Raw genomic sequence first — 26,575 nt, forward strand, 5'->3', positions numbered from 1 at the left:
GGGAAAACTTCGCGGGTGCCTTAACGGCATTTTTTTATCACGAAGCTTTAAGCATAGTCGGCGATGGCGTTGGGAGTAATCCTGAAATACGGCGTCTTCAGTCTGTTCCCATTTTCAGTCTTCCGTTTTTGCCTGTCACGGATGGGTCAGTTCCCGCGCGTAACGGATGAAATCCGTCAGGGCTTTATTTTTCAGATGCCGCTGCCAGCTGAGCGTCAGCGTGGTGGTCGCGCCGGGATCGGTCAGGAAGCAGTAGTTCACATCCGGGATCATCACCGACCGCTGGGTCTCCGGCACCAGCGTCACGCCCATGCCCATCGACACCAGCCCGATGGCCACCGACACATCCCGCGTAAACTGAATTTTCTGTGGCACGAATCCGGCCTGCTGACAGGCATTTATTGCTGACCAGCCGAGGCCAACGCCCGGCGGATCTTTCTGGATAAGGAACGGCGAATCTGACAGCGAGGAGAGCGATATTTTTTGCCCGGAGCCGAGCGGGTGGCTGCGTGGCAGCACGGCGATCAGCGGGCGGGTGGCGACATCAAGGTATTCCAGCTCAGGAAACTGCGGCACCGGCGAGCGCACCAGGGCGATATCCAGCTGATAATTGAGCAAAAGTGTTAGCTGCTCGTGAACGTTATGTTCCTCAATGACGATATCAATATCGGGTTTGTGCTTGCGATAACCATTGATTAACAGCGCCAGAGCCGGATCCAGAATCGACGATCCGACATACCCGAGTTTCAGTTGCCCTTTATGCCCGAGCCGCAAACTGCGCGCATTCTCGAGAAATTTCTCGTAGTGAGTGATGGCGATGCGGGCTTCTTCGACCAGTTGCTCTCCCTCGAAGGTCAGCGCCACATGGCGCTTGTCGCGGGTGAACAGCGGGATCCCCAGTGACTGTTCTAACGCCTTGATGTGCTGACTTAATGCGGGCTGGGCGATGTTCAGCTGCATGGCGGCTTTACCAAAATGCAGCACTTCCGCCAGCACCACAAACGAGTGTAATTGTCGGTAATCCATACGTCCTCCGGTGCGTTTTCCTCATAATAATCCCTTATCAAAGAGCGGTGTATTGTTATTGGACTCTTATCACCGATCCTTTGCAAACTGACCGGGCAGCGGCGATGAAGAGCCTGCCGGTGCATCCTCGATGACATGACTTTAAGGGGCACAAGATGTCTGAAGAACAAATAAAAGTGACGGATCTGCGGTCCGCGCTGGCGGTGTTAAGCCAGTACGACGATGAACTGATCTACACCGATGAGCCCGTGGATCCGATTGCGGAGTTATCCGGTGTATACCGCTACGTCGGTGCGCACGGCACCGTGAAACGTCCGACCCAAATCGGTCCGGCGATGATCTTTAATAAGGTCAAAGGGTATAACGACATGCGGGTGCTGATTGGCCTGCTGTCTTCCCGTAAACGTGTGGCGCGTCTGTTTGGCACCACGCCGGAAAATCTGGCGTTTATGCTGAAAGATTCCGTGTCGAATCCCATCCCGCCGATTGTTATTCCGCGTGAAAAAGCGGTCTGTCAGGAAGTGGTGCATCTGGCCACCGACCCGGATTTCGACATTCTGAAAATTCTGCCAGCCCCGACCAATACGCCGGAAGATGCGGGCCCGTATTTCACCCTCGGCATGTGCTACGCCGCCGACCCTGAAACCGGCGAGCATGACGTCACCATTCACCGTCTGTGCGTGCAGAGCAAAGACGAAATCTCCATGTATTTTGTGCCCGGCCGCCATCTGGATGTGTTCCGTCAGAAAGCCGAAGCCGCAGGCAAACCGCTGCCGATTACCATCAGCATCGGCGTCGATCCGGCGATTGAAATCGGTGCGTGCTTTGAGCCACCAACCACACCGCTGGGCTTTGACGAACTGTCTATCGCGGGCAGCCTGCGTAATCAGGCCGTCGAACTGGTGGATGCTCTGACCGTCAGTGCGCGCGGTATTGCCAACGCCGAAGTGGTGATCGAAGGCGAACTGGTGCCGAACTACCGCGTCCGCGAAGATCAGAACACCAATACCGGCAAAGCGATGCCTGAATTCCCGGGTTATACCGGTGCGGCACAGGCCGAAGTGCCGGTGATTAAAGTGAAAGCCATTACGCACCGCCGCCATCCGATCCTGCAAACCTGTATCGGACCAAGCGACGAACACACCAACATGGCCGGTATTCCCACCGAAGCCAGCATTTTGCAGATGGTAGAACGCGCGCTGCCGGGCTTTGTGCAGAACGTTCACTGCCCGTCACCGGGTACCGGTAAATACCTCGCGGTGTTGCAGGTGAAAAAACGCTTTGCGGCCGATGAAGGTCGTCAGCGTCAGGCCGCACTGCTGGCGTTTGCTGCTTTCTCTGAGCTGAAACACGTGATGCTGGTGGATGAAGACGTCGATGTGTTCGACCTCAACGACGTGATCTGGGCGATGACCACCCGCTATCAGGGCGACGTCAGCACGGTGTTTATTCCCGGCGTGCGCTGCCATCCGCTCGATCCGTCTTCCGATCCGGCTTTCAGCCCGTCGGTACGCGACCACGGTATTGCCTGCAAAACTATTTTCGACTGCACAGTACCTTACAACCTGAAAGCGAATTTCCAGCGCAGCGAGTTCCTCGACGTGGATGTAAACCGCTTTATTCCGGGCTTCAGCAAAAAATAAGGAGACAGCATGTCAGGGTCTGCATTTAAGGCACCCCAAAAACCCCGCGTGATTGTCGGGATCAGCGGCGCGTCCGGGTTTTCCTATGGCGTTCAGGCGTTGCGTTACCTGCGTCAGCTCGATGTGGAAACGCATCTGGTGATTTCACCGGCCGGGCACCTCAACCGGGAACATGAAACCACGCTGACCGAAGCGGACGTGGCCGATCTGGCGGATGTGGTATATCCCTTCCGCGCAGTCGGTGCGGCCATCGCCAGCGGATCGTTCCGTACGCTCGGCATGCTGGTGGCGCCGTGTTCAATGCATACCCTGGCGGCTGTGGCCAATGGCCTGACGGATAACCTGCTGACCCGGGCGGCAGACGTCGTTTTAAAAGAACGACGCCGGCTGGTGATGATGGTGCGTGAAACGCCGCTGCACGCGGGGCATTTACGCAACATGCAACAGGTCACCGAATGCGGCGGCATTGTTTTTCCGCCGGTTCCTGCCCTGTACGCCAGACCTACCAGTGTGGAAGACATCATCGCGCACAGCGTGGCGCGGGCGCTGGGACTGCTGGATCTGGACTGTGCCGATCTGCCCCGCTGGGGCGAAAACATGACGTTAATGACCAGGAGTAATAACCCGTGATTATCGGACCTTATATCAACGGCTCTGCCGTTTTGCTCGGCGGGATTGTCGGCGCGTTGCTCAGCAACCGCCTGCCGGAACGTCTGCGTAACTCCATGCCGCTTATTTTCGGGGCGGCCTCGATGTGTATGGGGATCGTGCTGGTGGTGAAAGTCAGCCACATGCCGGTGATGGTGTTGTCGGTGATCCTCGGCGCGTTGCTGGGCGAACTCTGTTATCTGGAGAAAGGCATCGGCAAGCTGGGCAGCAAAGCCCGCAGTCTGGTGGAGATTTTTGTCAAATCCGATCCGGGCGATCAGGAATCTCAGGAGAAGTTCCTGCAAAGCTACGTGGCGATTATCGTGTTGTTCTGCGCCAGCGGCACCGGGATTTTCGGTTCCATGCATGAAGGCATGACCGGCGATACCAGCGTGCTGATCGCCAAATCGTTCCTCGATCTGTTCACTGCCGCTATTTTTGCCACCACGCTCGGTTTTGCCGTGGCCGTCGTCGCGGTACCGCAGTTGATCATTCAGTTGCTGCTGGCGTACGGCGCGGTGTTTATTCTGCCGCTGACCACGCCGGAAATGCAGGCGGATTTCTCTGCCGTCGGCGGTGTATTGATGTTCGCCACCGGTTTTCGCATCTGCGGCATCAAAATCTTTCCGGTCGCCAACATGTTGCCCGCGCTGGTGCTGGCCATGCCGATTTCGAGTTTATGGGTACATTTTTTCTGAATTAACGACCCCCGCCTCCGCGGGAAACACCGTGTTTTTATCTAAGAAGAAACAGGTTCTGTCATGATAAAAAATAAAATTTCTATGGTGCTGGCATTACTCATGCCTTTCGCGTCATTTGCAGCAGAGAATACTTATACCGCACCAGAAATCTTAAAAGTCACCTCATCCGCCGATGACGGCAGCGCAGGCACCTTGCGCTGGGCGCTGGAGAAAAATAACCAGAACGCCGGGCATTACCGCATTGAACTTCAGTCACCGGATCATCACCCGTTAGTGATTAAACCGCTTAAACCGTTACCGGCGATCCTCGGGCCGGTGGATATCATCAACCTAGACTGGCAGAAAAGCGGCCAGTTCGCCGCCATCGATGGTACCGGTTATATCAAAGGCAGCGAACCGCAATCCTGTCCGGGCGCGGTCAGCGGTCAGTACGGCGCGAACGTGCGCACGACGACTATGCCGGGACTGGTGTTGCGCGACACCCATGACGTCACGCTGCAGGGGCTGGAAGTGCGTAACTTCTGTATCGGCATCCTGATCAATCGCGCGAAAGATAACGTCATTGAAGATAACCGTATTGTGGGCAATCACGGTGGCGCGGGGATCATGATGACGGGCGATGACGGCAAGGGGAATTCCACCGCCACCACCACCGAGCGTAATAAAATTATCCGTAATACTTTCGTGAACAATGGCGACGCGATGGAAGCCACGCGTGGCGCATCATTCAACCTGATTGCGGATAACTTTGTGACTACCGACGAGGTGAACAACAAAGAACCTTCGCAGGGGCTGGAAATGCTGTGGGGCAATGATAACGAGGTGCTGCATAACCACTTCGAAAATTACTCTGACGGCGTACAGCTTAACTGGGGCAACCGCAATTATATCGCCGGGAACACCTTCACCCATCTGTCTTCCGCCGTCACGCTCAGCGGCACCGGCAATATCGTCGACAGCAATATCATGACCGGTAACCGTGTTGCGGTGTCCGTCCGTCCGCAGGGCGAACCGGGCAAAGGCGGCGCGTTTGGTATCAACCGTATCACCGGACCGGCAGTTAACCGCATTACGGCGAACATCATGATCGACAACGGCAAACCGGTGAACCGTTGCTTTGCGGGCGGCAGTTGCCTGCCAGGTTTTGCGGGGGCGATTGTGTTTAACGTGCCGGGGCTGGAACACGCGGCCTTTATCGGCAACCGCGGCGGCGGTATCAGTAACGACACCAGCACGCTGGAAAAAATTTGTGCGATTGATGGTCAGTCTGCGGACTGTGAAAAAACGCCGAATAAAGAGCAGCACGCACCTGCGATTACGCACGTCAGCCGCAGCCAGAACAGCCTGACCGTAGACGGCAAAGTCAACGGCGAGGCGAATACGCTGTACCGCATCGAGTTCTTCTCCAACAGCAAATCCACTCAGGATGAAGCGGAAAACTATCTCGGCTATCAGCTGGTGCCGGTCGACGCCAAAGGGCAGGGGATCATCCACGATCAGCTGACCGTGGCTGCCGGTTTACACATTGCCAATGTCACCTCCACCGCCACCACCAGCGACGGCGCCACTTCGCCACTGAGCAAACCGGCCGCGCTGACACAATAAATCCTCTCCAGCCTTCGTCCTGACAAAGTGCATTCCCTGCAAATAATAAAATGTCGCCCGGTGGCGTTCGCCACCGTCAGTCACTAACTGTTCTGCGGCAGAGCATCCCGTCTCTGCCGTTCCCCTTTCGATCTTCGCACCTTTTTGCCGCCCGTTCTTTGCGATCGCACAATTAGTTAACGGTCATTAAATAAATATCTTGCACAAACTCTCAGCGACGCTTAGTATTTACTTATCGAACGTTAATTAATAAATAACGTTGACCTGAAACTGAGGTGCCTGAAGAGGGCATCCCGAAAAAAAATTAACGAACAGGAATTAACATCATGAAAAACATCGCTATGACCATCGCCGCTCTGACACTGGCAACTGCATCATTCACTACCCTGGCCGCGACAGAAGTTCAGTCTGCGCCGGCGGGTCAGCAATCCATCGGTGTGGTCGGGGCATCTACCACCGGTTCCATCTCCGGTCTGCAATCAGAACTGAATGCCAAAGCCACTCAGGCGGGCGCAAGTTCTTACCGCATTATCGGCGCATCCGGTAACAACCAGCTTTACGGTACTGCAGAGATTTATAAATAAGCGACGCAGTCACCAGCAGTATGCAGAAGAGGCGGCGTTTGCCGCCTTTTTCGTGTCTGTGGCTAACGGTATTTATGGAAGTGATTATTGCGGCTCTCCTGCAGGCTGAAAATCAGGCTTTCCCCGTAACAGGAAAGCCTTTTTTAATCCCACTTTACTGATATGAAAACGTAATTCCCGCCAGCGAATTGGCCGTGCCGGGCACTAACTCTCCCATGCGGATATAGCGTGCCTGAAACGGCAGGTTCAGGGTCTGTGCCTGATCCGTCGTTTGTATGAAGAACTGGTTCAGCGCACCGGAGGCCGGACTGTCCTGTCCGAGCGTCAGCGGGGTGCCGTTATACAAAAACTGCACACCGACGCCCTCTGCCGTTGAATCATTGGTCAGCGAGGCGGCGATCGACATATTCGCGGGATGGGTCTGGTCGCTGATGGTGGCGTTAACCGACACCTGCTGGTCGCAGGTCAGCGCAACGTTAAACGCGCCGGAAGGGGAGGTGCTGCCCACCGCCGGTAAGGTTCGTGCATCGACAGTGCCGAGATCCACATTGGCGGTTTTGGTCAGCACGGTACAGCCGGTGGCGCTCACTGTGATGGTGGTCGGGTTGATAATCACCTGAGCCGTGGTCGTCTCATTATTCTTCACGGTGAGCAGTGCCGCGCTGATGGTCGGCGTGGTGTAGACCCCCGTCGCCAGCGTCTCGCCGGTTTTCACAAACGTGACCTTGGCTGCCCAGCCTAAACCCGTGGCGTAGCCGTTGGTGCCGTCCGCCGGATAGGTCTGCGTTTGTCCGCTTTGCAACGGCATATACACGGTACCGTTGGTGTCTTTCAGGCCGATAATAAAACCCACACCCTGCACACCGGTCTCGAAAATGGTGTAATTTTCGCCATCGACCGTCACGGTCATTCCCGTTGATACTGCGCCGCTGCCCGGCTCCATGGTGCCTGACTCACATTTCTGTATCAGTCCGCACCACACCACTTCATTGACGCTGGCGGTGGCGCTCCAGGTCGAGCCGATAATTTTACCGGGCACGATGGAATCCGCCGGGCCGGAGAAACTCATCGGTTGCGGAGACAGGGTGATATCAGATGTCCAGCTTGCCGCCAGTACGCTGCTCATCGCGCACATCCATAAAAAAGTCATCAGAAAGAGTTTTTTCATTATTGGTACTCCACCAGCCAGGTGGCGATAGCCGAAACGTCACCGGGGATGACCGTCTCGCCTGTCGCCGTCAGGCGGGCATAAAATTTCATTTCAACGGTGTCGGCACCCGCAATGCCATACGCCTGCGTCTGGGTGTCGAGCGGGATTTCCTTACTGTTACTGTCGAGCAACTGCACCGCCACACCGGTCGCGCCGCCGTCATCCACTTTTAAAAGCTGCGTATTGGTGGCATCCGGCGTGCCGGTGAAACGCACTTTTGCGCCGGTAAAGGTCGGACCGCAGTCTTCCAGATTCAGCGAAAACGGCGTTTTAATGTTGCTGACGTCCCCGGCCGCCAGAAACTGACGTGTGCCGATGGTGCCGAGCGGCACGTTCACCTCGTCCGAATCCGCCGACACCACGCAGGTGTTGCCGATGATGGTGCCGGTGACTGACACCAGCACGTCGTAGGCACTGACGCTGGCGGAGAGTAAAAGCGTCAGCACGATGCAGACTGAAAATGGCCGGTTTACTGACATGTCACCTCCTGCGAATAAAGCCCGGTTTGCGGGTTGTAATGTTGCTTATCCAGCCGGTAGACCGCCTGACAGCTTTTCCCGCTGCCGGTGCCCCAGACCGCTTTCAGCGTGCCTTTTTGTGGCAGGCCGGAAAGATACAGGCTGCCGTTATCGCCGACGATACTGCTGCTGTCGGTCTGGCTGTCCAGCAGGGAAACCACCGTGCCGAACGGCAGCACGCTCGTGTTATGGCGCATCACCAGCATCGCTTTCATGCCGATACGCGCCGGAATGACCGCCCGCACCATCGCGCCGTCGGTCGGGGTTTTATTGATCACGGCGTTATCCAGTTCGACGTCGTGGCCTGCGGTCGTCACATCCAGCTCCACGCGGTTAACGCGGTAAGGCGTGGCGTAAGGGATCACTGCATAACCCCGGCTGTCGGTTTTAATGCCCTTGTGATTACTGACCGCGACATCCGCCGCGCCCGGTGCTTTCACCAGAATATTGGTGTTACCCAGCGGCTGACTTAATGTCAGGCCATCTTCATGCAATACCGCGCCGCCGCTCATGCCATAACTGAGATTGCGTGACTGTGCGGAATAGCTGTAACCGAGGTTGTAATCGCCGCGTTGCCCCTGATATTGCAGGGAGGTATCGCCGCCGTACTGCTGTTGCTCGCTGTAACGCTGACTGACGCTGTAAAACACATTATCCTTGCCCGGCATGTAACCGCTCAGCCCGACACTGTGGGTCGCACCGGTGGAATCCGCCTGTGTCCCGTTGTAGCGAACGCGGGTTGAGTAGGCCGGATTGCCCAGAGGAACGGACAGGGACAGCGACACAATGTTGTCCTTTTTGTTGTCATACAGGCTGGTGCTGCGCTGGAAATTCAGCCCGACCGAGACGTTGCGGTAGGTGTTGTTCCAGGCAAACTGCAGGCCCTGCGTCGATTTTGGCGTGTTCCAGTAGGTCTGCTGATCCCATGACAGCGACAGCGACCCCATTTCGCCCATCGGCTGCGACAGCAGCAGCTGATTTTTAGATTTGCGCGACATTCTCAGGTCGTACACGTTGTCGTAACGGGTGGTGACGGTGCCGTCGGCCTCTGTCACTTCCTGCGTACTGCCGCCGTTCATCCGTTTGTAGGCGGTGTCGCCGAGGGTATAAAACCCTTCCGTTGAGAAACGCCATGAATAGAAGTTCAGGCGGGTGCCGACATCGCTGATCAGCTTGCTGTAACGCAACCGGACGGAATCGCCGTCATAATTATTGCCGTCGGCCAGGGTGCTGCGGGCGTGGATCACATCCAGCGAATACGCGCCGAAGCGGCCCATGTTTTGCCCGATGCCCAGTGAAAGACCGGTGTAATCCTGCGCCGCCTGCACACCGCCGTAGAATGTCAGGCCGTATTTCCAGCCCCGGAACATCTCGCCCTGCAAAAATTCCGGCGAATTCTGGTTGGTTCCGCCGCGGAATGTCCCGGCACCGAGTGAATATTTAAACTGTCCGGCGCGTACCAGATTCGGCACGCTGGCAAACGGCACGGCATACTGCGTTTTGCTGCCGTCACTTTCGGTAATAGTGACCGACAGATCGCCGCCGGATGCGGTCGGATACAGGTCTTTCAGCACAAATTCACCGGCTGCCACCGACGTCTGATAAATAATATTGCCGTTCTGGCGCACGGTCACCGTCGCGTTGCTGCGGGCAATACCGCGCACTTCAGGCGCGTAGCCGCTCAGACTGGCGGGCAGCATGTTGTCATCGGTCGCCAGGGCGACACCGCGTAATCCGACTGAGTCGAAAATCTGCGCCGACGTGTAGGTTTCGCCGACATACACCTGTGAACGCAGGGCAGGCAGGTCGCGTTGCAGATAGGTCTGCACGTGCGACAGTTGGTTGTTGTCTTTGGTCCAGGTGGTGAAATCCCGCAGACGCCATGCGCCCACATTCACGCCGCTGTTCAGGCTGGCGAACAACTGATCCTGTCGCGTACGGCTCTCACCTTCATAGGTATTATTCGAGCCGTTAATCACATAATTGAACCACGCCGAGGTGATGCCCGATTCCCAGCTCTCCGGGCTGACATATCCGCGCGGCAGGTTCAGCATAAAATGCTGCGGCACGCTGATATTCACGGTCAGCGTTTTCTGGTCGAAATCCAGCGTCGTGCCCGGAAAATGGCTATTTAAAAAATAACATTGCTGCGTCAGCGGTAATACGTTGCCTTTCGCCTGCTGAATATCAATCCCCATCGACGTGATTTGTTCAGGTGTAATACAGGGTGCAGGGGCAGATCCTGAATCCTGTTTATTTACGCGGAACTGAATGTTGCCGGTAAAGGCATAATTATTATTCACGTAAACATTAATATTATATTCACCCGCAGGTAATTCTCCTCCTGCATTGACCCAGGAAAGATCTGCAATATTAGATCCTTCACCTTTCAAAAATGCCGGATTAAATTGCAAATCGCCCGCTGCGTGCGCAGCACTCCCCATCAGGTTTAAAGAAACCAGGGCACAAACGATTTTTACCTTCACAATATGACGCCTTAATATTCTGACACGGCTTAACTTCAGCAGGGGTTACCTGACCAGCGGAGAGGTCATGGACGGCGTCCACGCCCCGTAATCATTGATGGTCTGATAGCTGAACGTGCTGGCTTTGCCGAAAGGCCCGGGCAGTGCCACGCTGGCTTTCGGCGGGATCATCACCGGGTTAACCGCCTTGCCGTCCACGCTTAAATTAATGGTGGTGAGATAATAAGGCGTCGGATTCGTTAAGGTTATTTTCCCCTGACGCACTTCTCCCCGCAGACGTTTCCACACCTCAGTGGCGTTTTCATGTAAACCGGCCGGGCGATAAAACACTTTAATCCGGTTGGCCGAGGCAAACTGCAACGTATTCCCGGCCGCTTGTTTATCCTGTTGCGGAATGGCTTTTACCGTTAACCAGTAAAGGGTTTCCCGATCCTGCGGTAAGGCTTTACCGTTAAACATCACTTTAATGACGCTTTCTGTTTGCGGTTTTAAAACATATAACGGTGGCGTAATCACAAAATCATTTGATCGCTGACCTTGTTCATCTTCAATCCAGGACTGAATAAGAAACGGCGCGTCTTTATGGGTATTTCGCACATCCAGTGCTGCCTGCGTGACTGCGCTGGAATAAATCATCCGCGTGGCACCCAGACCGACACCACCGGCAAAGGCTGAGGCGGTAAATACCGAGGTGGCGAATAAAACACTGGCAGTATATTTATACATAATAAATCCTTTTATCCGGGAATAAGGTCCGGCCATCCGGCCGGACCAGACGATTACGAATAGGTCATGGTGTAAGTGGCCACGGCGCTGGCATCACCCGCTGTCGCCGTCCCTTTTGGCGAATAGTATTTCGCGCTGAAGTTCAGGGTGTTTTCGCCATCACGCAGGGTGACGGCACCCGCTGGTTCTCCCAGTTTGACCACGGTGCCTTGTTCATCATAAAGACGGATGGCCACGTTCTGTGCACTGCCGGTGCCGCCGTTAGAACCGGCCGCCAGACTGGTGGCATCGTTGGCATCCGGCGTACCGGAGAACGTTACCGCCACGGCTTTGGAGACGGTGGTATCACAATCTTCCAGCACGATAGAGAAGGCTTTCGCCGAGCTGGCTTCGCTGCCCGCAGCTGCCAGCGTCGCGGTACGTACCTGACCCAGATCAACGTCAATGTTGGCGCTGTCACTGCCGATGGCGCAGGCTGAAGTCACCACACTGCCGCTGAAATTGACGGTCCCGCCGCTGGTTTCTGCCGCCATGGCGGAGACCGGCAGCAGGGCTGCCAGAGAGACTGCCAGCAGAGATTTGGTCATCACTGATTGAGTAAAGATGTATTTCATTTATTACGTTCCCTTGTTTGCATTGTTGCGAGTTATGGCGCGGAAGGCGGCAGGCTTAACTGGTTAAGAACACCAGTAAATCTGTTTTATTCCTTAGCCCGAGTTTTCGTATCGCCGAGCCTTTTAATGCACTCACCCGGCGATAAGAAAGCTTCTCCATTTCTGCTATATGTCTTAAATCACGTCCGTCTTTTAACTCCTTCAATACTTTCCATTCTATCGGGGTCAGTGATAACGCTGCCGGTTTCGATTTTGGCCGGTAACGTTTATCCACCAGTTTCATCAGGTTGGCGTGCCAGTTATAAAGTGGCTCTTTTAATGAAACAAACGCATCCACTTCACCTCTCACCCAAAGTAATGAACTGGTATGAACGGAATACAGACAAATAATCATCTTTGGGTGTGATGCTTTAATTTTGCTAATAAACGTTAAACAGTCGAAACCGGCATGACTTTTTTCAGGTTCGGAGATAAAAACAACATCTATACGTGTCTTCTCTAAAACCATATCGAGAACATGGTAATCACGAACAGAGGCTTTGACCCTTATTGTTGAACCCATGATATGCAATAAAGAGGCGATGCCTTGTCGGGCGTAATGGTCTTCGCCCATTAATGCAATATCTGTAAACTCACCGGGTTCGAATATGCTTTCCATAATCCCCCCTCGATTTGTAGTGTTAATTTAATGTTTTTAAATGAACGGTCAACCGCATCGTGATAATCCTCAGTAATAAGATTTATCCGCTAATGATACAGAACTAATCAGATAAAAAATCTGAATTAATATGAAATAATGTTTAGATTCAGATTTTACAGCTTGTTAAAAGTCTGATTTATATAGCACCGCTAAGGGCGTTTCCTTAAAACTATTCAGAGTAATCGGTGGAAATATCTTAATGACGCATGGCGCTCTTTAATATGTTCATCAGTATTAACATTCCCCCGTTTCGCTTTGATAGGATAAATCATACCGATTATTCTTAGGGGAACCGTGGGTTTAATTAATGTTTTGTAAGTGTTGTTTGTATATTTGTCATGCTAAACAAAGAGATACTGACATTTTTTGTGCATTTACGCCGTTATTTATGATGACTAAAACAGGCCGGTGAAAGGGATATCTGGCGTTAATTCCCTGTAATAATTCGCGAATATTTCCGTGAGGTTTTTTCTCTGACATAACACCACGGACATCCCTGTCCGCTGTGTTCAATGCGGTCTTATTTCAGCTTTTGTAAATGTCAAGGGTGGGCGATGAAAGGAGGGTGCTTAATAAGGATAAGAGGGATGTTTCGGTGAAATTCATAAAAGATCACAAAGGTGAAGGGGCGGAAAGGGAGTTAATAAAAAATGAGATATTTCGCCAATCCCGAATATATACAAAGTTTCACTTATCCTTCACATTACCAATTCAGGTTGAGAAATCTGATAACGGTTTATTTTTATTGAGACATAAAGGGATAAGGCGTTAAACCGTCTGTGTTTTATCTATGGAGTTTTCGACTGACGCGTATGCATAATCATTACATTATTAACGAAGTCATTGAGTTTCATCCGGCGGCCAGCACATTGCGCAACCTTGACGAGCCTGGCAAGGTGGTGGTGTTAAACTCGCCCGCAGGACGTTGCCTTTTATTGTTAATCCAGCGAATCGGCACCATTGTCACTCAGCAAGAGTTCATGGAAATTGTCTGGGAGAAGAGCGGCATGCTGGTTTCTCCTAATACGTTCTATCAGAACATTTCGATTCTCAGAAAAGGGTTAAAGAAGATTGGCCTGCCGGAAGATCCGGTGGTGACCATTCCGCGAATCGGCCTGACGCTGGCCAGCGGCACGCAAATCAAAAAACTCACCAGTGAGAAACTGGTAGAAGTCAGCCATGAACATGCGCATTTTATGGACGAGAATTCCCTGGCGCATGAAGAGGCGTCACATCCGCCACCCGATGCCGGTCATCACACCTCTTTTGCCGATGTCATGCCCGCGGTGCCGACGCCGGAAGCTCCCGGACCCAATACGCCTGAGGCGATGCTGGTTACCGGACGGTCTGTCCGTTTTATTCCGTGGGTCGCCGGTGCGGCAGCGGCTCTGATTCTGGGACTGGGGGCTGCCTTCAGTCTCATCCCGGATCAGGAAAGTCAGTATTTCGCGGATTATCGCTTCCTGGCATCGGCCAGCGGCTGCCATATCTTCGTCGCCGACAAAAACGCCACCCGTGATGATAAAGCGAGCGCGGTGTCTCTGAGCGAAAAATTCAAAAGCAGTTGCAGCGGATATCCGTGGGTGTACGTCACGCATTATTCCATGCTGCCGCGCATCTCGATCATCCGTTGCGATAAACCGATGACTGAACCCAATACCTGTATTTCAGATTATTTTTTCAAGGACAAATAGTATGCGGACAAAAAAATGGTGGGGGGTTATTTTGTGCGGAGTTATTTTGGCCGAAAGCGCCGTACTGGCGTATTCCTGGTATACACGGCAGCATGACAATGATTTTACCTGTGTCGCCAGTTTGTCTCAGCATTACAATAATGAAAGTTATAATGTGTCGCTTAACTATATGGTGCGTGGCAACAGCGGGGTGATCAATATGAACGGCTATTCAGAGGAGGATCCCGGGAGGATATTTAACCGTAAGATCTCCTTTACTCTCCACCGCAAGGGCGACCTGAACTATATGGTGTCGGTGAAAAATATTAAGTTTCCCGATGATAACCTCGATGACGAGGTCCTGAGTCAGTATGAACCGGATTTTTTCGTCTTTGCGGGAAAAGAGATCTATATGCGTATTCTTAAACAGCGTAATGACAACTATCTCTTTATGCTGGATTCCATTCCAACCTATATATGTAACAACATCTCAGAAACGAGATAATAAAAAAGGTGCAGAATAGTCTGCACCTTTTCTAAATCAGAACACTTAAGCAGTCGCTGTGTTCTGGAAAGTCCCGTTGCTCACGTTATTAACAAACTGAGTAACCATAGAAGTGATGGTATCCGGGTCATTCCAGCCAATCACTGCGCCGCCGACAGCACCGGCGACCACGCCGATCAGACCGCCGCCCACCATACCGACCAGCTGGCCGATAGAACCGATACCCAGGATGCCGCCGCCGTCACCGCCGTGCATGCCACCGATGATGGCGCCCGCAGAACCTGCTGCCGTTGCACCCAGAACTGCGCTGGTGATGGCATCCCAGAAGCCCGCACCGGATACAGCATCAATTTCCATCATGTTTAAATCGCGCATTGCTTTATTCCTTTAAGTAAAACGTCATTGTCTGAAACAATATTGAGTGAGTTACCAGAAATTAATGTGCTTCTCACTAATTCCCGATAAGAGAATTTTGCATTTATCACCGGTTAAAAGAAATAGAATAACTTCTATTTTTCAGTTTTCCGTGGAAGTGATTTAAGTATTTCGTTAAAGCCTTGTCTGCCAGTGTCTTAATTACAGGTTGTGATTTAATATGAAATGGCGGGCGCAATGCTGCAACCGGCTTATTTCATTTTGCATAGAGGCTTCATCCGGATAAATGGACGTGAAGTTAATCAGTTCATCTTTAGAGAATAAACAGGCATAGGTGACCTGCCACACCCGTTTACCCGCGCCCGGCCCGGATAAAAAGGTATAAATCACCTGTATGGTATCCGCAAAAAGATTGCCTTCATTCATTTCATCCATTTTCACGAAATTAAACTGATTAAAAATTTTCTCCGCATTACTGATTTGCTGCGAGATATGTTCAGCGAAGGTACGCCCCGGTAACAGGCGATCCCGGTTGACAGTAATTTGTTGCCCGGTGCGGAATGAGACAATATTAATGGTCTGTGTCCGGACTTCTTCATCGAAATAAAGCATGCCTTCGAGGCAAACTAAGCGGTTATCCATAATGGCTCCTTTGCGTTTAGGACAGGTCAGTCACCGGCGATGACTGACCGGGGGTCAGATCGCCTCAGGTACTGACGGTGAGGCAGTGATCAAGGTGATGAAATCGGCTTTTGACAGCTCGGTAATGCCGTCGCGGCTGATCTGAATGATGCGGTCAGCACTCAGAATGGTTTCCGGACGGTGTGCAATCATGATGCGGGTGATGTTCATGTGCTTAATGGCGTCATTGATGGCGCTTTCCCGCGCCACATCCAGATGGCTGGTGGCTTCGTCGAGGATCAGCACCCGTGGCTGGCGGTACAGCGCACGGGCGAGGATCACCCGTTGCACCTGTCCGCCGGACAGTGACGATCCCATGTCGCCGACCATGCTGTTGTAGCCCATCGGCATGGCCATAATGTCGCCATGGATTTGCGCGACACGGGCCGCTTTTTCAACCTGCACTTTGTCCAGACTGGCGTCAAAGAAACTGATGTTGTCCATGATCGACCCGGCAAACAGGATGTCGTTTTGCATCACGCTGCCGATCAGATCGCGGTAGTGCGTCATGCCCAGTTTGGTGTGATCGACGCCGTCGATGCAGATGCTGCCGGCATCCGGTTTCAGCAGGCCGAGCAGCAGTTTGGCCAGCGTGGTTTTCCCCTGTCCGGAAGGGCCGATAATGGCGACCGATTCACCGGCGTTAATGCTCAGGTTAAAACCGCAGAAGATGTCGGCATCTGTGGCGGAATAGCGGAAGGAGAGCGCGCTGATGTCGAGACGCACCGGGCCTTTATCCTCAGCCAGCGCGACATTGCTTTCCATGTTCTGTTCTTTTTCGCTCAGTACGATGTCCGACAAACGCTCGCCGTGTAAGCGCAACATTTTGAATTCAATCAGCGCGTTAATCAGCCCGGCGGAGCGCGAGATAAACTGATCCGAGAACGAGATAAACGCCACCAGCATCCCGCTGGTAAAATTGCCGTCCAGCACCTGCGCAGCCGCCAGCCAGATCAGCACCACCTTACCGACACCGGAAATGGTGCCCTGCAATGTACTGAAGCCAATCGAGAGTTTCTGGGTGGTGATGCCTTTGTTGGTGGATTCCACCGTTTCGTTGGTATAGGTGGAAACGCGCAGATCCTGTTTGTTATTGAGTTTGATCGCCTGTACGCCACGAATGGATTCCAGCAACTGCGACTGCACCACGGCGGAAGCCAGCAACTGATCTTCATTGGCCTGGCGGAAAGGCTCAAACGAGATCCAGCGGATCAGCGCGTACAACAGGAACAGGCCGATCACCACGAATGTCAGGCTGGCGTTATAGGTGAAAATGACACCCAGTGTGACGATCGCCATCACGCCATCAAAAATGGAGGAGATAAAGCGGCCGGTCAGCGTGCTCTGAATATTGGCGATGGATCCGAACCGCGACAGAATGTCTCCGACGTGGCGTTCTTCGAAGTAATTCAGCGGCAGCCCCAGCAGATGCGCGCACAAATTGGACGACCACTGCACGCTGAGCATGCTGGAAAACCAGGTCGTTACCCAGCTGCGCAGCGCCGAGATCAGATTCTGGAACAACGTGATGCAGATAAATGCCACGCCAAGCAAGGTCAGCAAATCGCGATCCGCCGACACCAGCACCTGATCGATCACCCACTGCATATAAAACGGCGTAATGATGCCGAAAAATTCCAGCGCCAGTGACAGCAGCGCCACCTGCGTAAAGGCCGATCCGATCCCGGAGACGTTGCGGATCAGGTTGAACATCGAGATGGATTTCTTCTCGTCCTTTTTCTCAAAGGTCGCCGCCGGATACAGTTCCAGCGCCACGCCGGTGAATGAGGTCGAGACTTCATCCATCGGCACTTTGCGCACGCCCCGCGCCGGGTCATGAATGATGATTTTGTTTTTCGCGAAACCCTTGAGCACCACGAAATGGTTCATGTCCCAGTGCAGCACGCAGGGCAGGCTTAGCTTGTCCAGTTCATCCAGTTCGAGACGCACCGCGCGACAGCCCATGCCTAAGTTTTGCGCGAAAGACATCACATTCGCCAGCGTACTGCCTTTCAGCGAACTGGGAAAACGCTGACGCAGCGACACCATATCAATGTGATGCCCGTAAAATCCGGCAATCATGCCGACGCAGGTCAGGCCGCATTCGGCGGCCTGTGTCTGGCGCAGTACCGGCAGCTTATGGCGAAACGAAAAATTCAGTTTGTGAAATAAATCCATGATAAACCTGATTAAAAAATGAAAATTACAAGGACGTCATTTTGCCCAGCGCGTTCAGCGGCTCGAGGACCCATTCGTAGATGCGGCGTTTATCGACGATAAAGTCCGCTTCCAGCCCGCTGCCGGCGCGAAGGCTGATCGGTTTGCCGTAGGCCTGAACCGTCTGCTTATCCAGCGTGACTTTCACCTGATACATCGATTCCTGAACCTGACTGTCGCCGGTAATGGTGGAGACCTCCTGCGGCGACAGCGCCGATTTTGAAATCTCCAGCACCGTGCCGTACTGCTGGCCGAACTTCTGCCACGGGAAGGACTGATAGCGCAGCACCACGCGCTGCCCCGGCCGGATAAAGCCAATCGCCCGGCTGCTGAGCATGATCCGCGCCTGCAAATGGGCGTTGTCCGGCAGCATCATTGCCAGCGTCTGACCGGCAGTGACAATCTGCCCCTGCCTGACCAGCACGGCGCTGACCATGCCTTTTTCCGGTGCACGCAGGTCTATGGAGCGGCGGGATTCGTTTTCCATCATTGATTGCGTGATGTCGGAGAGTTTCTGTTGCAGATCGTTCTTCTGCTGGTAATAGGTGATCGGCTGCTCGCGCAATTGCTGCCGCGCCTGCGCCAGTTGCTGACGGACATCAATCCGCTGGCGCGCGACATCCTGCAAACGCACGCTGGCATCCAGCACATCATTCTGTTGCTGCTCCACCTGCGTGTTTGAGGCATAGCCTTCGGTGCGCATGGCGGTGATCTTATTGAGCTGAGTTTTCGACAACTCAATCTGCTGGGTGCGCTGGCGGTAAATGGTGTCCAGTTCCACCGATTGCTGGCCGAGCAAACTGACTTTTTCCTGCAACGAGGTCAGGGTTTCGGTATTGAGTTGTTCCAGATTGTTCAACTGGTTATTTAAGCCCTGCTGCTGAAGTTCCAGCTGGCTGGCGATGGCTTCCCGTGTCTGACCGTAGCGGGTGGAAATCTCCGAAGAGACGGTGGCAATCTGGCTGCCTTTTTGCAGGCTCTCGCCTTCGCGGGCGGGCAGGGCGATCACCGTTCCGGCGCTCATGGCGGTGATGGTCATCATGCCGCTTTCCGGCACCAGCACGCCTTTGGCCGTTTCCCGTTTGGTGTAGCTGCCAAAAATGCAAAAAGCGATCAGAACCGCCACCAGCAAACACACCAGGGCGATCACCAGCCAGCGAAATGGCGGGCAGTACAGTGCCACGGAACCCAGCACTTTGGTCTTTTTCGCATCCAGCGATTCCTGACGAAATAAGTCGTTATTCATGAGTTAAAACCACAGTTAAAGAGGTTCATCGCGGCGTAATCGAGCGAGCCGGTGGCTGATTTGAGTTTGACGATCGACTGGATCAGCGCGTTCTGCGCCTGAGCCAGATCCTGAACCGCCTGAAAATAGTCTTTCTCGGCGTTGAATTCGTCGATCAGCGTTCGCTGGCCGATCTCCCGCCCGTAGCGGGTGGCCGCCAGCCGTTTATCCGCCGAGGCGATCGCCCGCTCATAGGCGGTGATCCGCGACTGACTGTTGCGCACGCCGGAGGCCGCCTGGATTGCCTGCTGTTCGGCTTTACGCCGCGCATCGATCAGCAAATCCTTGCTCTGTTCAAAGCGGTGGGCGGCTTCCAGACTTTGTGAAATCTGGCTGCCCCCGGCAAACAGCGGCACCGACACATTCACGGCGATCTGAGTGTTGTCAGTTTTGGAGGTGGTGCCGAACAGCGTGTCGAGAACGTTGCCGTCTTCCGCACGGCTCCAGTTTTTACCGTAACCGGCCTGAAAGGTGACCACCGGCAGATGGCCGGAAGTGGCGGTCAGGATGTCAGCCTCGCTGCCTTTTTGGGTTTGTATGGCAGCCAGCACGTCCAGATTGTTGGCGGCGGCATCGCGTCTGATCTGCTCCGGGTTAAGGGGATCGCGAAAGCGCACGCAACTCATGCTGCTGTCGGTAATGCCCTGTGCATCCAGTCCGGTGAGCTGGCGGAAAGACACATTGGCATCGTTGAGATCGTTTTCTGCTGCCAGTTCGTCGGCCACGGCTTTGTCATAATTAGCCTGTGCTTCCGCTTCATCGAGCCGCGTGCCGTCGCCCAGTTCCAGCGCTTTCTGCGCCTGTTTCAGTTTGGCGTTAAAAGCGGCAAGGATCCGCTGATTGGTTTCCAGCACGCTGCGCTGATACACCACGCCGTAAAACGCCGTCGTCACATCACTGATCAGCTTCTGCTGGGCAATCAGCAGATTCACATCGGCCAGATCGCCGATCACCACGCTTCTGCGCCAGGTGGCATATTTCGACAGATCGAACACCGGCTGTGTCAGATTGAAACTGTAATTGTGGCGGGTGACCCCGGCTGAATAGGCCGCATCGGGCTGATCGGTCTGGCTCCAGGAACCGTCGAGGGAAACCACCGGCAATAATCCGGCGAATCCCTGATATTTTTTCTGACCGTCGGCGTCGTGCACGCTGCGGGCGGCATTCATTTCTGCGTTATAGGTATTGGCCGCCATCAGCGATGCCTGAAGCGATAACGCGCAGACCGGCGCGGACAGCAATAATCCTGCCGCCAGCGGGGCAATCAATTTGATAAACATGGTATTCCGCACGTGTGAATAATTAAAAAAAGGTGTTCTGATGTAAGAAACGTAATAGCTCACTTTCATTTTTGAGATGTAATTTATTCATGGCATTTCTTTTCTGCGTTGAAACGGTACTCATGGCGCGACATTTTTTAGAGGCAATTTCTGACAGCGAATAACCTTCCTGGATCAGATTAATGACCTCCCATTCTTTCGGCGTCAGGTCATCGCATTCCTGCTGTAAATGTTCCCGCACCGACGGCGTAATATAAGGCCCGGCCGAAGGTGACATCATGACGCTCATCAGTGCCGTGACCAGTTCCTGCGGGCTATCCTGATAACTGATCATGATATCCACCCCCGCATCAAGCATCTTTTTCAACAAGGCCGCTTTCATATTCTGGGCAAAGAATACCGTGGTGATGTGCTTATTCCCGCATAATGCCGCCAGCACTTTTCTGATTTCTGCCTCACTGAAACATCCGTCAAATAGGCAGGAGGAATTAATAATAATGACATCAACCCTGTTTTCTTCCGCCGCCTTTAACAGAATTTTCGTATCAGAGAAATGACGCAGATAAAGATGGTTGATATTCATTTCCTGCTGAATAAATGAAGCAATCAAATCATAGGACATATGATATTTGTGAAAATACGTCATGTTTAATGTCGTGAGCGTGTTTTTTTTCACGGGCTGCTTAACTCTCTTTGATAAGGCATTTGTTTTCCGTAATCATCAATGACTGTCCAGTTCAGTGTGCGGCGGCTCCCGCCTCCCGAAGCCGGAAGTGTGACGGAGGAAAATGGCGCGATCATCTCCGGTTTCAGGCTTTGCTCCCCGAGTCGGATATTGCCGATCGTCAGGTAATACGGTGTCGGGTTGTTGGCGGTCAGCACCGGGTTCTGTGCATCCGCGTTATTCAACGTAAAACGCAGTTTTTCGCCGATATTTTCCTCCGGGGCTGGCAGCCCGATGGGACGGACAAACACCTTTAAGCGGATGCGCAGCGGCAGGATGACTTTCTTCTCCTGCGCGCTCTGCTGCTGCGTATTCGGCGGGATCTGATAAATATTCAGCCAGTACACGCGCTCACGATCCTTCGGCAACCCTTCGCGGGAAAGCAACATCACCCGCAGGTTGCGTGATTCCGCCGGAGCCAGTTTAAACAGCGGCGGCACCACGATCAGCGGCGTGCTGATGCGATCCGGCGGACTCAGCGGATCGTTATCGTCGGTCCACATCTGAACCAGCGCCGGGGCGCTGACCGAATTCACCACCGTCAGCGACTCCGCCATGCTGTCTTCATTAAACACCAGACGGCTTTGGGTGCTGTTGACCACCGCGCTGGCGGGGCCGGTGCTGAACATCAGCGCACCGGCCAGCAGCAGGTTACTGAAGGCTGACAATAATCTGTGCTTGCGCATTCACTGATCCTGCCTGTGCGGTTAATCCCGGAAGTTGTTCCAGCGAGGCGGTAATCACGCCCGCGTACGAGGTGCCGCCTGCCGCATTGGTGCCGGTTTCACTGAGCAGGTCAGCAAATCCGTACCAGCCTGCGGCATTGCCAGTGCCGGTGGTCGCGGCACTTGAAAGCAGATTCAGCGCCGTGCCCGCCGAAGAATACAGACGGATGCCGACGCCCGACGCGACGCCGCTGGCCCCGTAGTTATCGTCCAGCAGATAGCTGATACCGCCTGAACTGGTTTGTAATCCGAGGGTGCTGGCCTGTGACAGGGCGGTGGCCTGCGTCACCAGAAAGCCCATCGCCACCGGGGCGTTGGTGCTGCTGCTGGTGGTGCCGGATACCGCGCCCGCATCGCAGTCAATGGCGACATTAAAGGTATTGCTGCTGCTCGCGCCGTTACGCAGATCACCGGCGCTGATCGCGGGTAATTTCACCACCTGGTCGAAATCCCCCAGCGTGCAGGTGTTACCGCGAATAATGGTGGTCGAGCCGCCGCGCATACTCCAGACGGCTGACGTATTGTAAGGCGACGGCGAATTAGCCAGGGCACCGGTGGTGAGATCGGTGTTCATCCCGTTGCCTTTAAGGGCGACGAATCCCTGAGGTGAAATAATCTGCGAAAACGCGTTGCGTGTTGGTGTGCCGTAAACGTCATCGGTTTTAATCAGCTCAAACAGCGCACTGTCGAAAGACGACGCCGGAATATAGATGTTTGAGCCGACGGTAATGTATTCGTCGCTGGTTAACTTCCGTTCCTGCCAGTTACTGCCGTAATACAGCCCGGTTTTCATATTCGTGATGCGGTAAGCAATGCCCTGCGCAGGTGTCTGGTAAGCGCCGGGGACGTCAGTGGTGGCGGTACCGCCGTAAAACGCGCCATTACCGCCGAACAGGGCATACATTTCGTAAAGCGTGTCGGCGTCAGCCAGCGCGCACTTGAACACAATCTGGTTGGCGGCATAAGGGACTTTTAACGCTTTATCGAGGAAGGGCAGATCGGCGCTGGCGATCACCGTTCCGGCCGGGGCCAGAGACTGCGCACCGGTGCCCATGATGATCGTCCCGAAGGAGATGGTTCCCGCCGCAGAGTTCAGCACGCCGCCCCAGCTTGTGGCGGTATAGCCTAAATCCGCCACCGCCTGCGGAATGGTTGACGTCGTGGTACCAATGCCGGTGACTTTGTAACAGACAGCCTGCGCCCCTGAGGAACAGGCCATAAAGGCTGACGCGATCAGCCAGGGTGTCAGTTTAGAAATTTTGCCTTTCATTTTCATTCTCACTCGATGCAGGTGCCGTTTAAACGGACGAAGCTGTTGTCAGCGGCTTTTTTCGACGGCAACTGGTAATTGATGCGGCAGTTTTTGCTGCTTCCCCAGCTGACAAATAACGTGCCGGAAGCGTCAGGCAGACGGGCGTAAATCTGCCCGTTCTGACCGGCCATGCCGATGCTGTTGCCCGAACTGTCTTTGACTTCAGCGCCCATCGGCACCGGCGTGCCGTCTGCCAGCGTGGCAAAAATCAGCGTCGGGGTGCCGCTCAGGGTTTTGAAGGCCACTTTCGGCACGCCGCCCAGAACCGGCACTACCCGCACGTTGCCGCCTTCCAGTTCGACGTCCTGATTCATGGAGTTGCCGTCAATGCTGATGGTGTTGTAACGGTAAGGGGCCAGTGATGGCACGATGGCGTAACCAAAGGCATCGACTTTTGCGCCCTGGGCATTGTTGATGCGCGCACCGCTGGCGCCTTTGGCTTCGACCAGTGCAAAGGTATCGCTGGCGTAAGGGCCGTACGTAACGCCGCCGCCGTGGATCGCCAGCGTGCCTGCCGTGCCCAGACCGAGCTGGTGATAATCATCGCTGCGGGCATAGGAAGCGCGGACCGTCCCCATGCGGGTGCGTTCCTGCACGTTGGTGCCCCAGCGCATGTCATGGCTCTTGCCCTGATCGACATCACGGTATTTGTCGTAGCTGGAATACACCGAGTAGGCGAAATCGCTCTCCTGCCCGGCGGAGCCGGAAAGGGTGGTCATCGCCGACGTGGTGTTTCTGTCGCGGGTGGTATCGAAGGAAATCGTTGAGCGGTTATCCCGCCAGTCGAGCGGAATGGAAATGCCCACCGACACCACGTTTTCGGTGTATTTCTGATAACGGCTTGAGTCGTAATCGGCATCGTTCACGCTGTACACATTGTCCGTGCTCCAGCTCGAACGCTGTCTGCCGACGTTGATGTTGTAGCTGACTTTCTTCCACATATTGTTGTAGGAAAGCTGCATCTCGGTGATGCGGGAACGGTTGTTGTAATAGTCGGTGCTGCTGCCGCTGAGCGCGACCGTGCCGTAGTCGCCCATGTTCTGGCTGACCGTCGCGGTGAAGCGGTTCCGCTGCCTGAGCGTATCTGAATAGTATTCAGCGCCGCCGTTTTCCTGACGCCGCACGCCCAGCACATCTTCCAGATCACGATACCCCGAGGTGGAATACCGGTAAGCCGCCAGCACCAGATTGGTGTTGGTGGCGAAGGTTTTGCTGTACGACGCCTCGGCGCGCCAGCCGCTTTTGGTCATGCCGTTTTCCACCTGCGCATGTGACCAGGTGGTATTGAGCGACAGCGCGCCGAGTTCGGAGGCGTACACGCCGCCCATCAGCAATGCCTGATAGTCATTGGCGAACCGCGCACCGGTATTGGACGTGACGCTGTTGCTCAGACCGTATTGCAAAACCCCTTCGGTAAAGGCGTTTTGTACCGAGTAATAATTCCTGACTTTACCGGCGGCGAACTGATAGCTGAGATTGCCGGGACGCATGGAGTTCGGCACCGCCGCGTAAGGCACGGTGAAGAAGGAGGATTTACCGTCGGCTTCGATGATCTGCACTTTCAGATCGCCCTGACTGCGGGTGTTATACAAATCGTCGATCAGGAACGGGCCGGGCGGTACCTGCGTTTCATAAATAACGTTACCCGCCTGACTGATCAGCACGCGGGCGTTGGTGGTGGCGACGCCGCGTACTTCCGGCGCATAACCGCGACGGCCCTGCGGCCACATGCGCTGGTCGGTGGCGATCTTCACACCGTTAAAGGACATCGAACCAAACATCGAGCTGTCGGTGAAGGTATCGCCGACCATCAGTTCGCTGGAAATCGTCGGCAGCGGGCGCTGTACCCAGGTCCGCACGGCGTTCCATTTATAGTGATCGCCGCCGGTACTGCTTTCCATATAACGCAGGTTGGCCTGATGGCGTAACTGCCACATGCCGAGGTTGCCGCCTGCGTTGATCATGCTCCACAAATAGTTGTAGTGAGAATCGCGCATGATATTGCGGGTGAAACTGGTGTTATGGCGTAAAAAAATCAGCGGCGTACCGGCATCCCATTCTGAAATCGGGATGTAATCGCGCGGCTGGCGGTTGAGCAAAATCTGCGGGATCAGAAAATCGAGCGTCAGCGTGGACTGCTTAATATTCCAGTTTCCCTGTTTGGTGATATCCGGCAGAAAAACGCACTGGCCTTTCAGCGTTTCCGGCAGGCCGGATTTGAGTTGCAGCAGCTTCACCATGGCGGCGTCGATACAGGGCTGCGCGCTTTTGTCCGCCGCGTTTTTCTTGCGGAACATCACCGGCACCTGACTCTGAATCTTTGCGCCGTTCAGGCTGATATCGAGACTCTGCTGACCCTCAGGAATGACCGCCTGCTTTTCGTTGAACTGATTCAGATCCACCCCTTCGGCAAAACCGGAACCCGCCAGCAGATGGCTGTCAAAACGGTATTCTTCGGCATGTACGACAGAGGAGAATAATGACGCCTTAACGACACACGTGATGACGGCCAGACGAAAACCCGCTTTCTTATTTTTGGATTGGATACTCATGTGTCACCATTGCCCCATAATCATTGATCAAACCGATTTCTATTCCCTGGGCACGTCCTGCTGCCTTCCCTGCAGTGAGCGCCACATCAACCGTTGCAAACGGCGCAATCATTGGCGTTTTTTCTTTCGCGATATTTTCTCTGACCGCCACCTTGCTTAACGACATGTAATAAGGTGAGGTGTTGGTAATGCGGATATTTGTCGCAGTGATATTGCTGAACGTTAAATAATCAAACAGCTTTTTATTATTGGTTTTCAGCGCGGCAGGGCGGTAAAACAGTTTCAGACGATTTTTTAATAACACCACCATCTGACTGCCTTTATCGCCGCCAATATTACCCGGTGGCACCTGCAGGAAATTAAAATAGAAAATGGATTCGCGATCCTGCGGTAATGAATTTCCGCCGGTGAAGAACATGCGTAATACCTGGCCGTCTTTTGCCGCGATCCTGAAGGTCGGCGGCGTGACCACAAACGGCGCTTTACCGGTGGCCGGCGTGGATGCCTGATCACCACTGTCAAACCATGCCTGGATCACATACGGGAAGTCATCGTTATTTCTTAACTGCACGTCAACCGATTTTGCATCAGAAGGGTAAATAACGCGTGATCCTGTCATCACCACGCTGGCAAATACTGACTGACAAAATAAAAAGGAAAAGACAAATAAGAAAATGCTACGCCATGATAAATGGGACATAGGTAAGCGAGACATAATAGCCATCCGTTATAATTTACTGCAAGACACCTGAAATAAAATAAAGTCAGCCAATCCCTGGCCGGAT

General features: G+C 53.9%; 24 protein-coding genes. 7 read left to right on the plus strand and 17 right to left on the minus strand.

Going from position 1 to position 26,575, the window contains the following annotated elements:
* Positions 1-135: 135 nt before the first annotated feature.
* On the minus strand, positions 136-1,026 hold the full coding sequence (locus tag EYY67_RS03580; RefSeq protein WP_119822717.1) for a LysR substrate-binding domain-containing protein: 891 nt from the start codon (positions 1,024-1,026) through the stop codon (positions 136-138).
* A 155-nt stretch (positions 1,027-1,181) separates the two neighbouring features.
* Between EYY67_RS03580 and EYY67_RS03585 the strand changes: the two genes are divergently transcribed.
* The 5 genes from EYY67_RS03585 (at position 1,182) to bhsA (ending at position 6,207) form a co-directional block, all read left to right on the plus strand.
* Complete coding sequence (locus EYY67_RS03585; RefSeq protein WP_095923114.1) at positions 1,182-2,669, plus strand: UbiD family decarboxylase; 1,488 nt, start codon at positions 1,182-1,184, stop codon at positions 2,667-2,669.
* A gap of 9 nt (positions 2,670-2,678) precedes the next feature.
* Entirely contained in the window at positions 2,679-3,299 is a 621-nt protein-coding gene (locus EYY67_RS03590) for a UbiX family flavin prenyltransferase (RefSeq protein ID WP_119822716.1), read from the plus strand.
* Entirely contained in the window at positions 3,296-4,015 is a 720-nt protein-coding gene (locus EYY67_RS03595; protein ID WP_095923112.1) for a DUF554 domain-containing protein, read from the plus strand. Before EYY67_RS03590 ends, EYY67_RS03595 begins: the two co-directional genes overlap by 4 nt.
* A gap of 63 nt (positions 4,016-4,078) precedes the next feature.
* Positions 4,079-5,623: a NosD domain-containing protein gene (locus EYY67_RS03600; RefSeq protein WP_131692860.1), complete on the plus strand. Its 1,545-nt coding sequence runs from the start codon at positions 4,079-4,081 to the stop codon at positions 5,621-5,623.
* A gap of 326 nt (positions 5,624-5,949) precedes the next feature.
* Positions 5,950-6,207: a multiple stress resistance protein BhsA gene (gene bhsA, locus EYY67_RS03605; RefSeq protein WP_119822713.1), complete on the plus strand. Its 258-nt coding sequence runs from the start codon at positions 5,950-5,952 to the stop codon at positions 6,205-6,207.
* 154 nt (positions 6,208-6,361) lie between these two features.
* Here bhsA and EYY67_RS03610 read toward each other — a convergent pair whose 3' ends face one another.
* The 6 genes from EYY67_RS03610 to EYY67_RS03635 are packed head-to-tail and all read right to left on the minus strand — an operon-like array spanning position 6,362 to position 12,419.
* Entirely contained in the window at positions 6,362-7,375 is a 1,014-nt protein-coding gene (locus EYY67_RS03610) for a fimbrial protein (RefSeq protein WP_095923107.1), read from the minus strand.
* A complete protein-coding gene (locus tag EYY67_RS03615; RefSeq protein ID WP_095923106.1) occupies positions 7,375-7,896 on the minus strand; it encodes a fimbrial protein in 522 nt (173 codons plus the stop codon). Before EYY67_RS03615 ends, EYY67_RS03610 begins: the two co-directional genes overlap by 1 nt.
* The gene (locus EYY67_RS03620; protein WP_131692861.1) at positions 7,887-10,421 is read right to left on the minus strand and encodes a fimbria/pilus outer membrane usher protein; all 2,535 of its coding nucleotides are present in this window, start codon (positions 10,419-10,421) and stop codon (positions 7,887-7,889) included. The genes EYY67_RS03615 and EYY67_RS03620 overlap by 10 nt, the downstream gene beginning before the upstream one ends.
* Before the next feature lie 45 nt (positions 10,422-10,466).
* Positions 10,467-11,147, minus strand: coding sequence for a fimbrial biogenesis chaperone (locus EYY67_RS03625; protein ID WP_131692862.1), 681 nt, complete (start codon positions 11,145-11,147; stop codon positions 10,467-10,469).
* A gap of 53 nt (positions 11,148-11,200) precedes the next feature.
* Positions 11,201-11,761, minus strand: a complete 561-nt coding sequence (locus tag EYY67_RS03630; protein WP_131692863.1) for a fimbrial protein — start codon at positions 11,759-11,761, stop codon at positions 11,201-11,203.
* A gap of 55 nt (positions 11,762-11,816) precedes the next feature.
* On the minus strand, positions 11,817-12,419 hold the full coding sequence (locus tag EYY67_RS03635) for a helix-turn-helix transcriptional regulator (protein ID WP_232769413.1): 603 nt from the start codon (positions 12,417-12,419) through the stop codon (positions 11,817-11,819).
* An 854-nt stretch (positions 12,420-13,273) separates the two neighbouring features.
* Between EYY67_RS03635 and EYY67_RS03640 the strand changes: the two genes are divergently transcribed.
* Together EYY67_RS03640 and EYY67_RS03645 are read left to right on the plus strand one after the other, a co-directional pair.
* Entirely contained in the window at positions 13,274-14,155 is an 882-nt protein-coding gene (locus EYY67_RS03640) for a winged helix-turn-helix domain-containing protein (RefSeq protein ID WP_119822708.1), read from the plus strand.
* A 1-nt stretch (position 14,156) separates the two neighbouring features.
* A complete protein-coding gene (locus tag EYY67_RS03645; protein WP_095923100.1) occupies positions 14,157-14,639 on the plus strand; it encodes a hypothetical protein in 483 nt (160 codons plus the stop codon).
* 45 nt (positions 14,640-14,684) lie between these two features.
* Here the strand turns inward: EYY67_RS03645 and EYY67_RS03650 are convergent, their stop codons facing one another.
* The 10 genes from EYY67_RS03650 to EYY67_RS03695 all read right to left on the minus strand — a co-directional run bounded on the left by EYY67_RS03650 (position 14,685) and on the right by EYY67_RS03695 (position 26,514).
* Positions 14,685-15,014: a colicin V synthesis protein gene (locus EYY67_RS03650; protein WP_095923099.1), complete on the minus strand. Its 330-nt coding sequence runs from the start codon at positions 15,012-15,014 to the stop codon at positions 14,685-14,687.
* A gap of 201 nt (positions 15,015-15,215) precedes the next feature.
* Positions 15,216-15,656 carry a DcrB-related protein gene (locus EYY67_RS03655; protein ID WP_095923098.1) on the minus strand — a complete coding sequence of 147 codons (441 nt, stop codon included), beginning with the start codon at positions 15,654-15,656 and terminating at the stop codon, positions 15,216-15,218.
* A gap of 54 nt (positions 15,657-15,710) precedes the next feature.
* Positions 15,711-17,873, minus strand: coding sequence for a peptidase domain-containing ABC transporter (locus tag EYY67_RS03660; protein ID WP_131692864.1), 2,163 nt, complete (start codon positions 17,871-17,873; stop codon positions 15,711-15,713).
* Between the two features lie 25 nt (positions 17,874-17,898).
* Positions 17,899-19,158 (minus strand): HlyD family secretion protein, encoded by a 1,260-nt coding sequence (locus EYY67_RS03665; protein ID WP_095923096.1) that lies wholly within the window; start codon positions 19,156-19,158, stop codon positions 17,899-17,901.
* A complete protein-coding gene (locus EYY67_RS03670; protein ID WP_119822707.1) occupies positions 19,155-20,477 on the minus strand; it encodes a TolC family outer membrane protein in 1,323 nt (440 codons plus the stop codon). Before EYY67_RS03670 ends, EYY67_RS03665 begins: the two co-directional genes overlap by 4 nt.
* 22 nt (positions 20,478-20,499) lie before the next feature.
* Entirely contained in the window at positions 20,500-20,916 is a 417-nt protein-coding gene (locus EYY67_RS03675; RefSeq protein ID WP_165497938.1) for a helix-turn-helix transcriptional regulator, read from the minus strand.
* Between the two features lie 233 nt (positions 20,917-21,149).
* Entirely contained in the window at positions 21,150-21,887 is a 738-nt protein-coding gene (locus tag EYY67_RS03680) for a fimbria/pilus periplasmic chaperone (protein ID WP_232769419.1), read from the minus strand.
* Positions 21,853-23,196 (minus strand): fimbrial usher protein StbD, encoded by a 1,344-nt coding sequence (gene stbD, locus EYY67_RS03685; RefSeq protein ID WP_162928552.1) that lies wholly within the window; start codon positions 23,194-23,196, stop codon positions 21,853-21,855. The genes EYY67_RS03680 and stbD overlap by 35 nt, the downstream gene beginning before the upstream one ends.
* Before the next feature lie 8 nt (positions 23,197-23,204).
* Entirely contained in the window at positions 23,205-25,790 is a 2,586-nt protein-coding gene (locus EYY67_RS03690; protein WP_131692866.1) for a fimbrial outer membrane usher protein, read from the minus strand.
* Positions 25,768-26,514: a fimbria/pilus periplasmic chaperone gene (locus EYY67_RS03695; RefSeq protein ID WP_095923091.1), complete on the minus strand. Its 747-nt coding sequence runs from the start codon at positions 26,512-26,514 to the stop codon at positions 25,768-25,770. The genes EYY67_RS03690 and EYY67_RS03695 overlap by 23 nt, the downstream gene beginning before the upstream one ends.
* Positions 26,515-26,575: the final 61 nt, after the last annotated feature.

The sequence above is a fragment of the Rahnella victoriana genome, from assembly GCF_004330295.1.
Classification (GTDB): domain Bacteria; phylum Pseudomonadota; class Gammaproteobacteria; order Enterobacterales; family Enterobacteriaceae; genus Rahnella; species Rahnella victoriana.

Coding starts and splice junctions, on each gene's coding strand:
- EYY67_RS03580 (WP_119822717.1), bottom strand. CDS start 1,026: ATGGATTACCGACAATTACACTCGTTTGTGGTGCTGGCGGAAGTGCTG.
- EYY67_RS03665 (WP_095923096.1), bottom strand. CDS start 19,158: ATGAATAACGACTTATTTCGTCAGGAATCGCTGGATGCGAAAAAGACC.
- EYY67_RS03615 (WP_095923106.1), bottom strand. CDS start 7,896: ATGTCAGTAAACCGGCCATTTTCAGTCTGCATCGTGCTGACGCTTTTA.
- EYY67_RS03670 (WP_119822707.1), bottom strand. CDS start 20,477: ATGTTTATCAAATTGATTGCCCCGCTGGCGGCAGGATTATTGCTGTCC.
- EYY67_RS03635 (WP_232769413.1), bottom strand. CDS start 12,419: ATGGAAAGCATATTCGAACCCGGTGAGTTTACAGATATTGCATTAATG.
- EYY67_RS03630 (WP_131692863.1), bottom strand. CDS start 11,761: ATGAAATACATCTTTACTCAATCAGTGATGACCAAATCTCTGCTGGCA.
- EYY67_RS03690 (WP_131692866.1), bottom strand. CDS start 25,790: ATGAGTATCCAATCCAAAAATAAGAAAGCGGGTTTTCGTCTGGCCGTC.
- EYY67_RS03640 (WP_119822708.1), top strand. CDS start 13,274: ATGCATAATCATTACATTATTAACGAAGTCATTGAGTTTCATCCGGCG.
- EYY67_RS03680 (WP_232769419.1), bottom strand. CDS start 21,887: ATGCGCAAGCACAGATTATTGTCAGCCTTCAGTAACCTGCTGCTGGCC.
- EYY67_RS03695 (WP_095923091.1), bottom strand. CDS start 26,514: ATGGCTATTATGTCTCGCTTACCTATGTCCCATTTATCATGGCGTAGC.
- bhsA (WP_119822713.1), top strand. CDS start 5,950: ATGAAAAACATCGCTATGACCATCGCCGCTCTGACACTGGCAACTGCA.
- EYY67_RS03585 (WP_095923114.1), top strand. CDS start 1,182: ATGTCTGAAGAACAAATAAAAGTGACGGATCTGCGGTCCGCGCTGGCG.
- EYY67_RS03645 (WP_095923100.1), top strand. CDS start 14,157: ATGCGGACAAAAAAATGGTGGGGGGTTATTTTGTGCGGAGTTATTTTG.
- EYY67_RS03600 (WP_131692860.1), top strand. CDS start 4,079: ATGATAAAAAATAAAATTTCTATGGTGCTGGCATTACTCATGCCTTTC.
- EYY67_RS03660 (WP_131692864.1), bottom strand. CDS start 17,873: ATGGATTTATTTCACAAACTGAATTTTTCGTTTCGCCATAAGCTGCCG.
- EYY67_RS03655 (WP_095923098.1), bottom strand. CDS start 15,656: ATGGATAACCGCTTAGTTTGCCTCGAAGGCATGCTTTATTTCGATGAA.
- EYY67_RS03590 (WP_119822716.1), top strand. CDS start 2,679: ATGTCAGGGTCTGCATTTAAGGCACCCCAAAAACCCCGCGTGATTGTC.
- EYY67_RS03650 (WP_095923099.1), bottom strand. CDS start 15,014: ATGCGCGATTTAAACATGATGGAAATTGATGCTGTATCCGGTGCGGGC.
- EYY67_RS03625 (WP_131692862.1), bottom strand. CDS start 11,147: ATGTATAAATATACTGCCAGTGTTTTATTCGCCACCTCGGTATTTACC.
- EYY67_RS03610 (WP_095923107.1), bottom strand. CDS start 7,375: ATGAAAAAACTCTTTCTGATGACTTTTTTATGGATGTGCGCGATGAGC.
- stbD (WP_162928552.1), bottom strand. CDS start 23,196: ATGAAAGGCAAAATTTCTAAACTGACACCCTGGCTGATCGCGTCAGCC.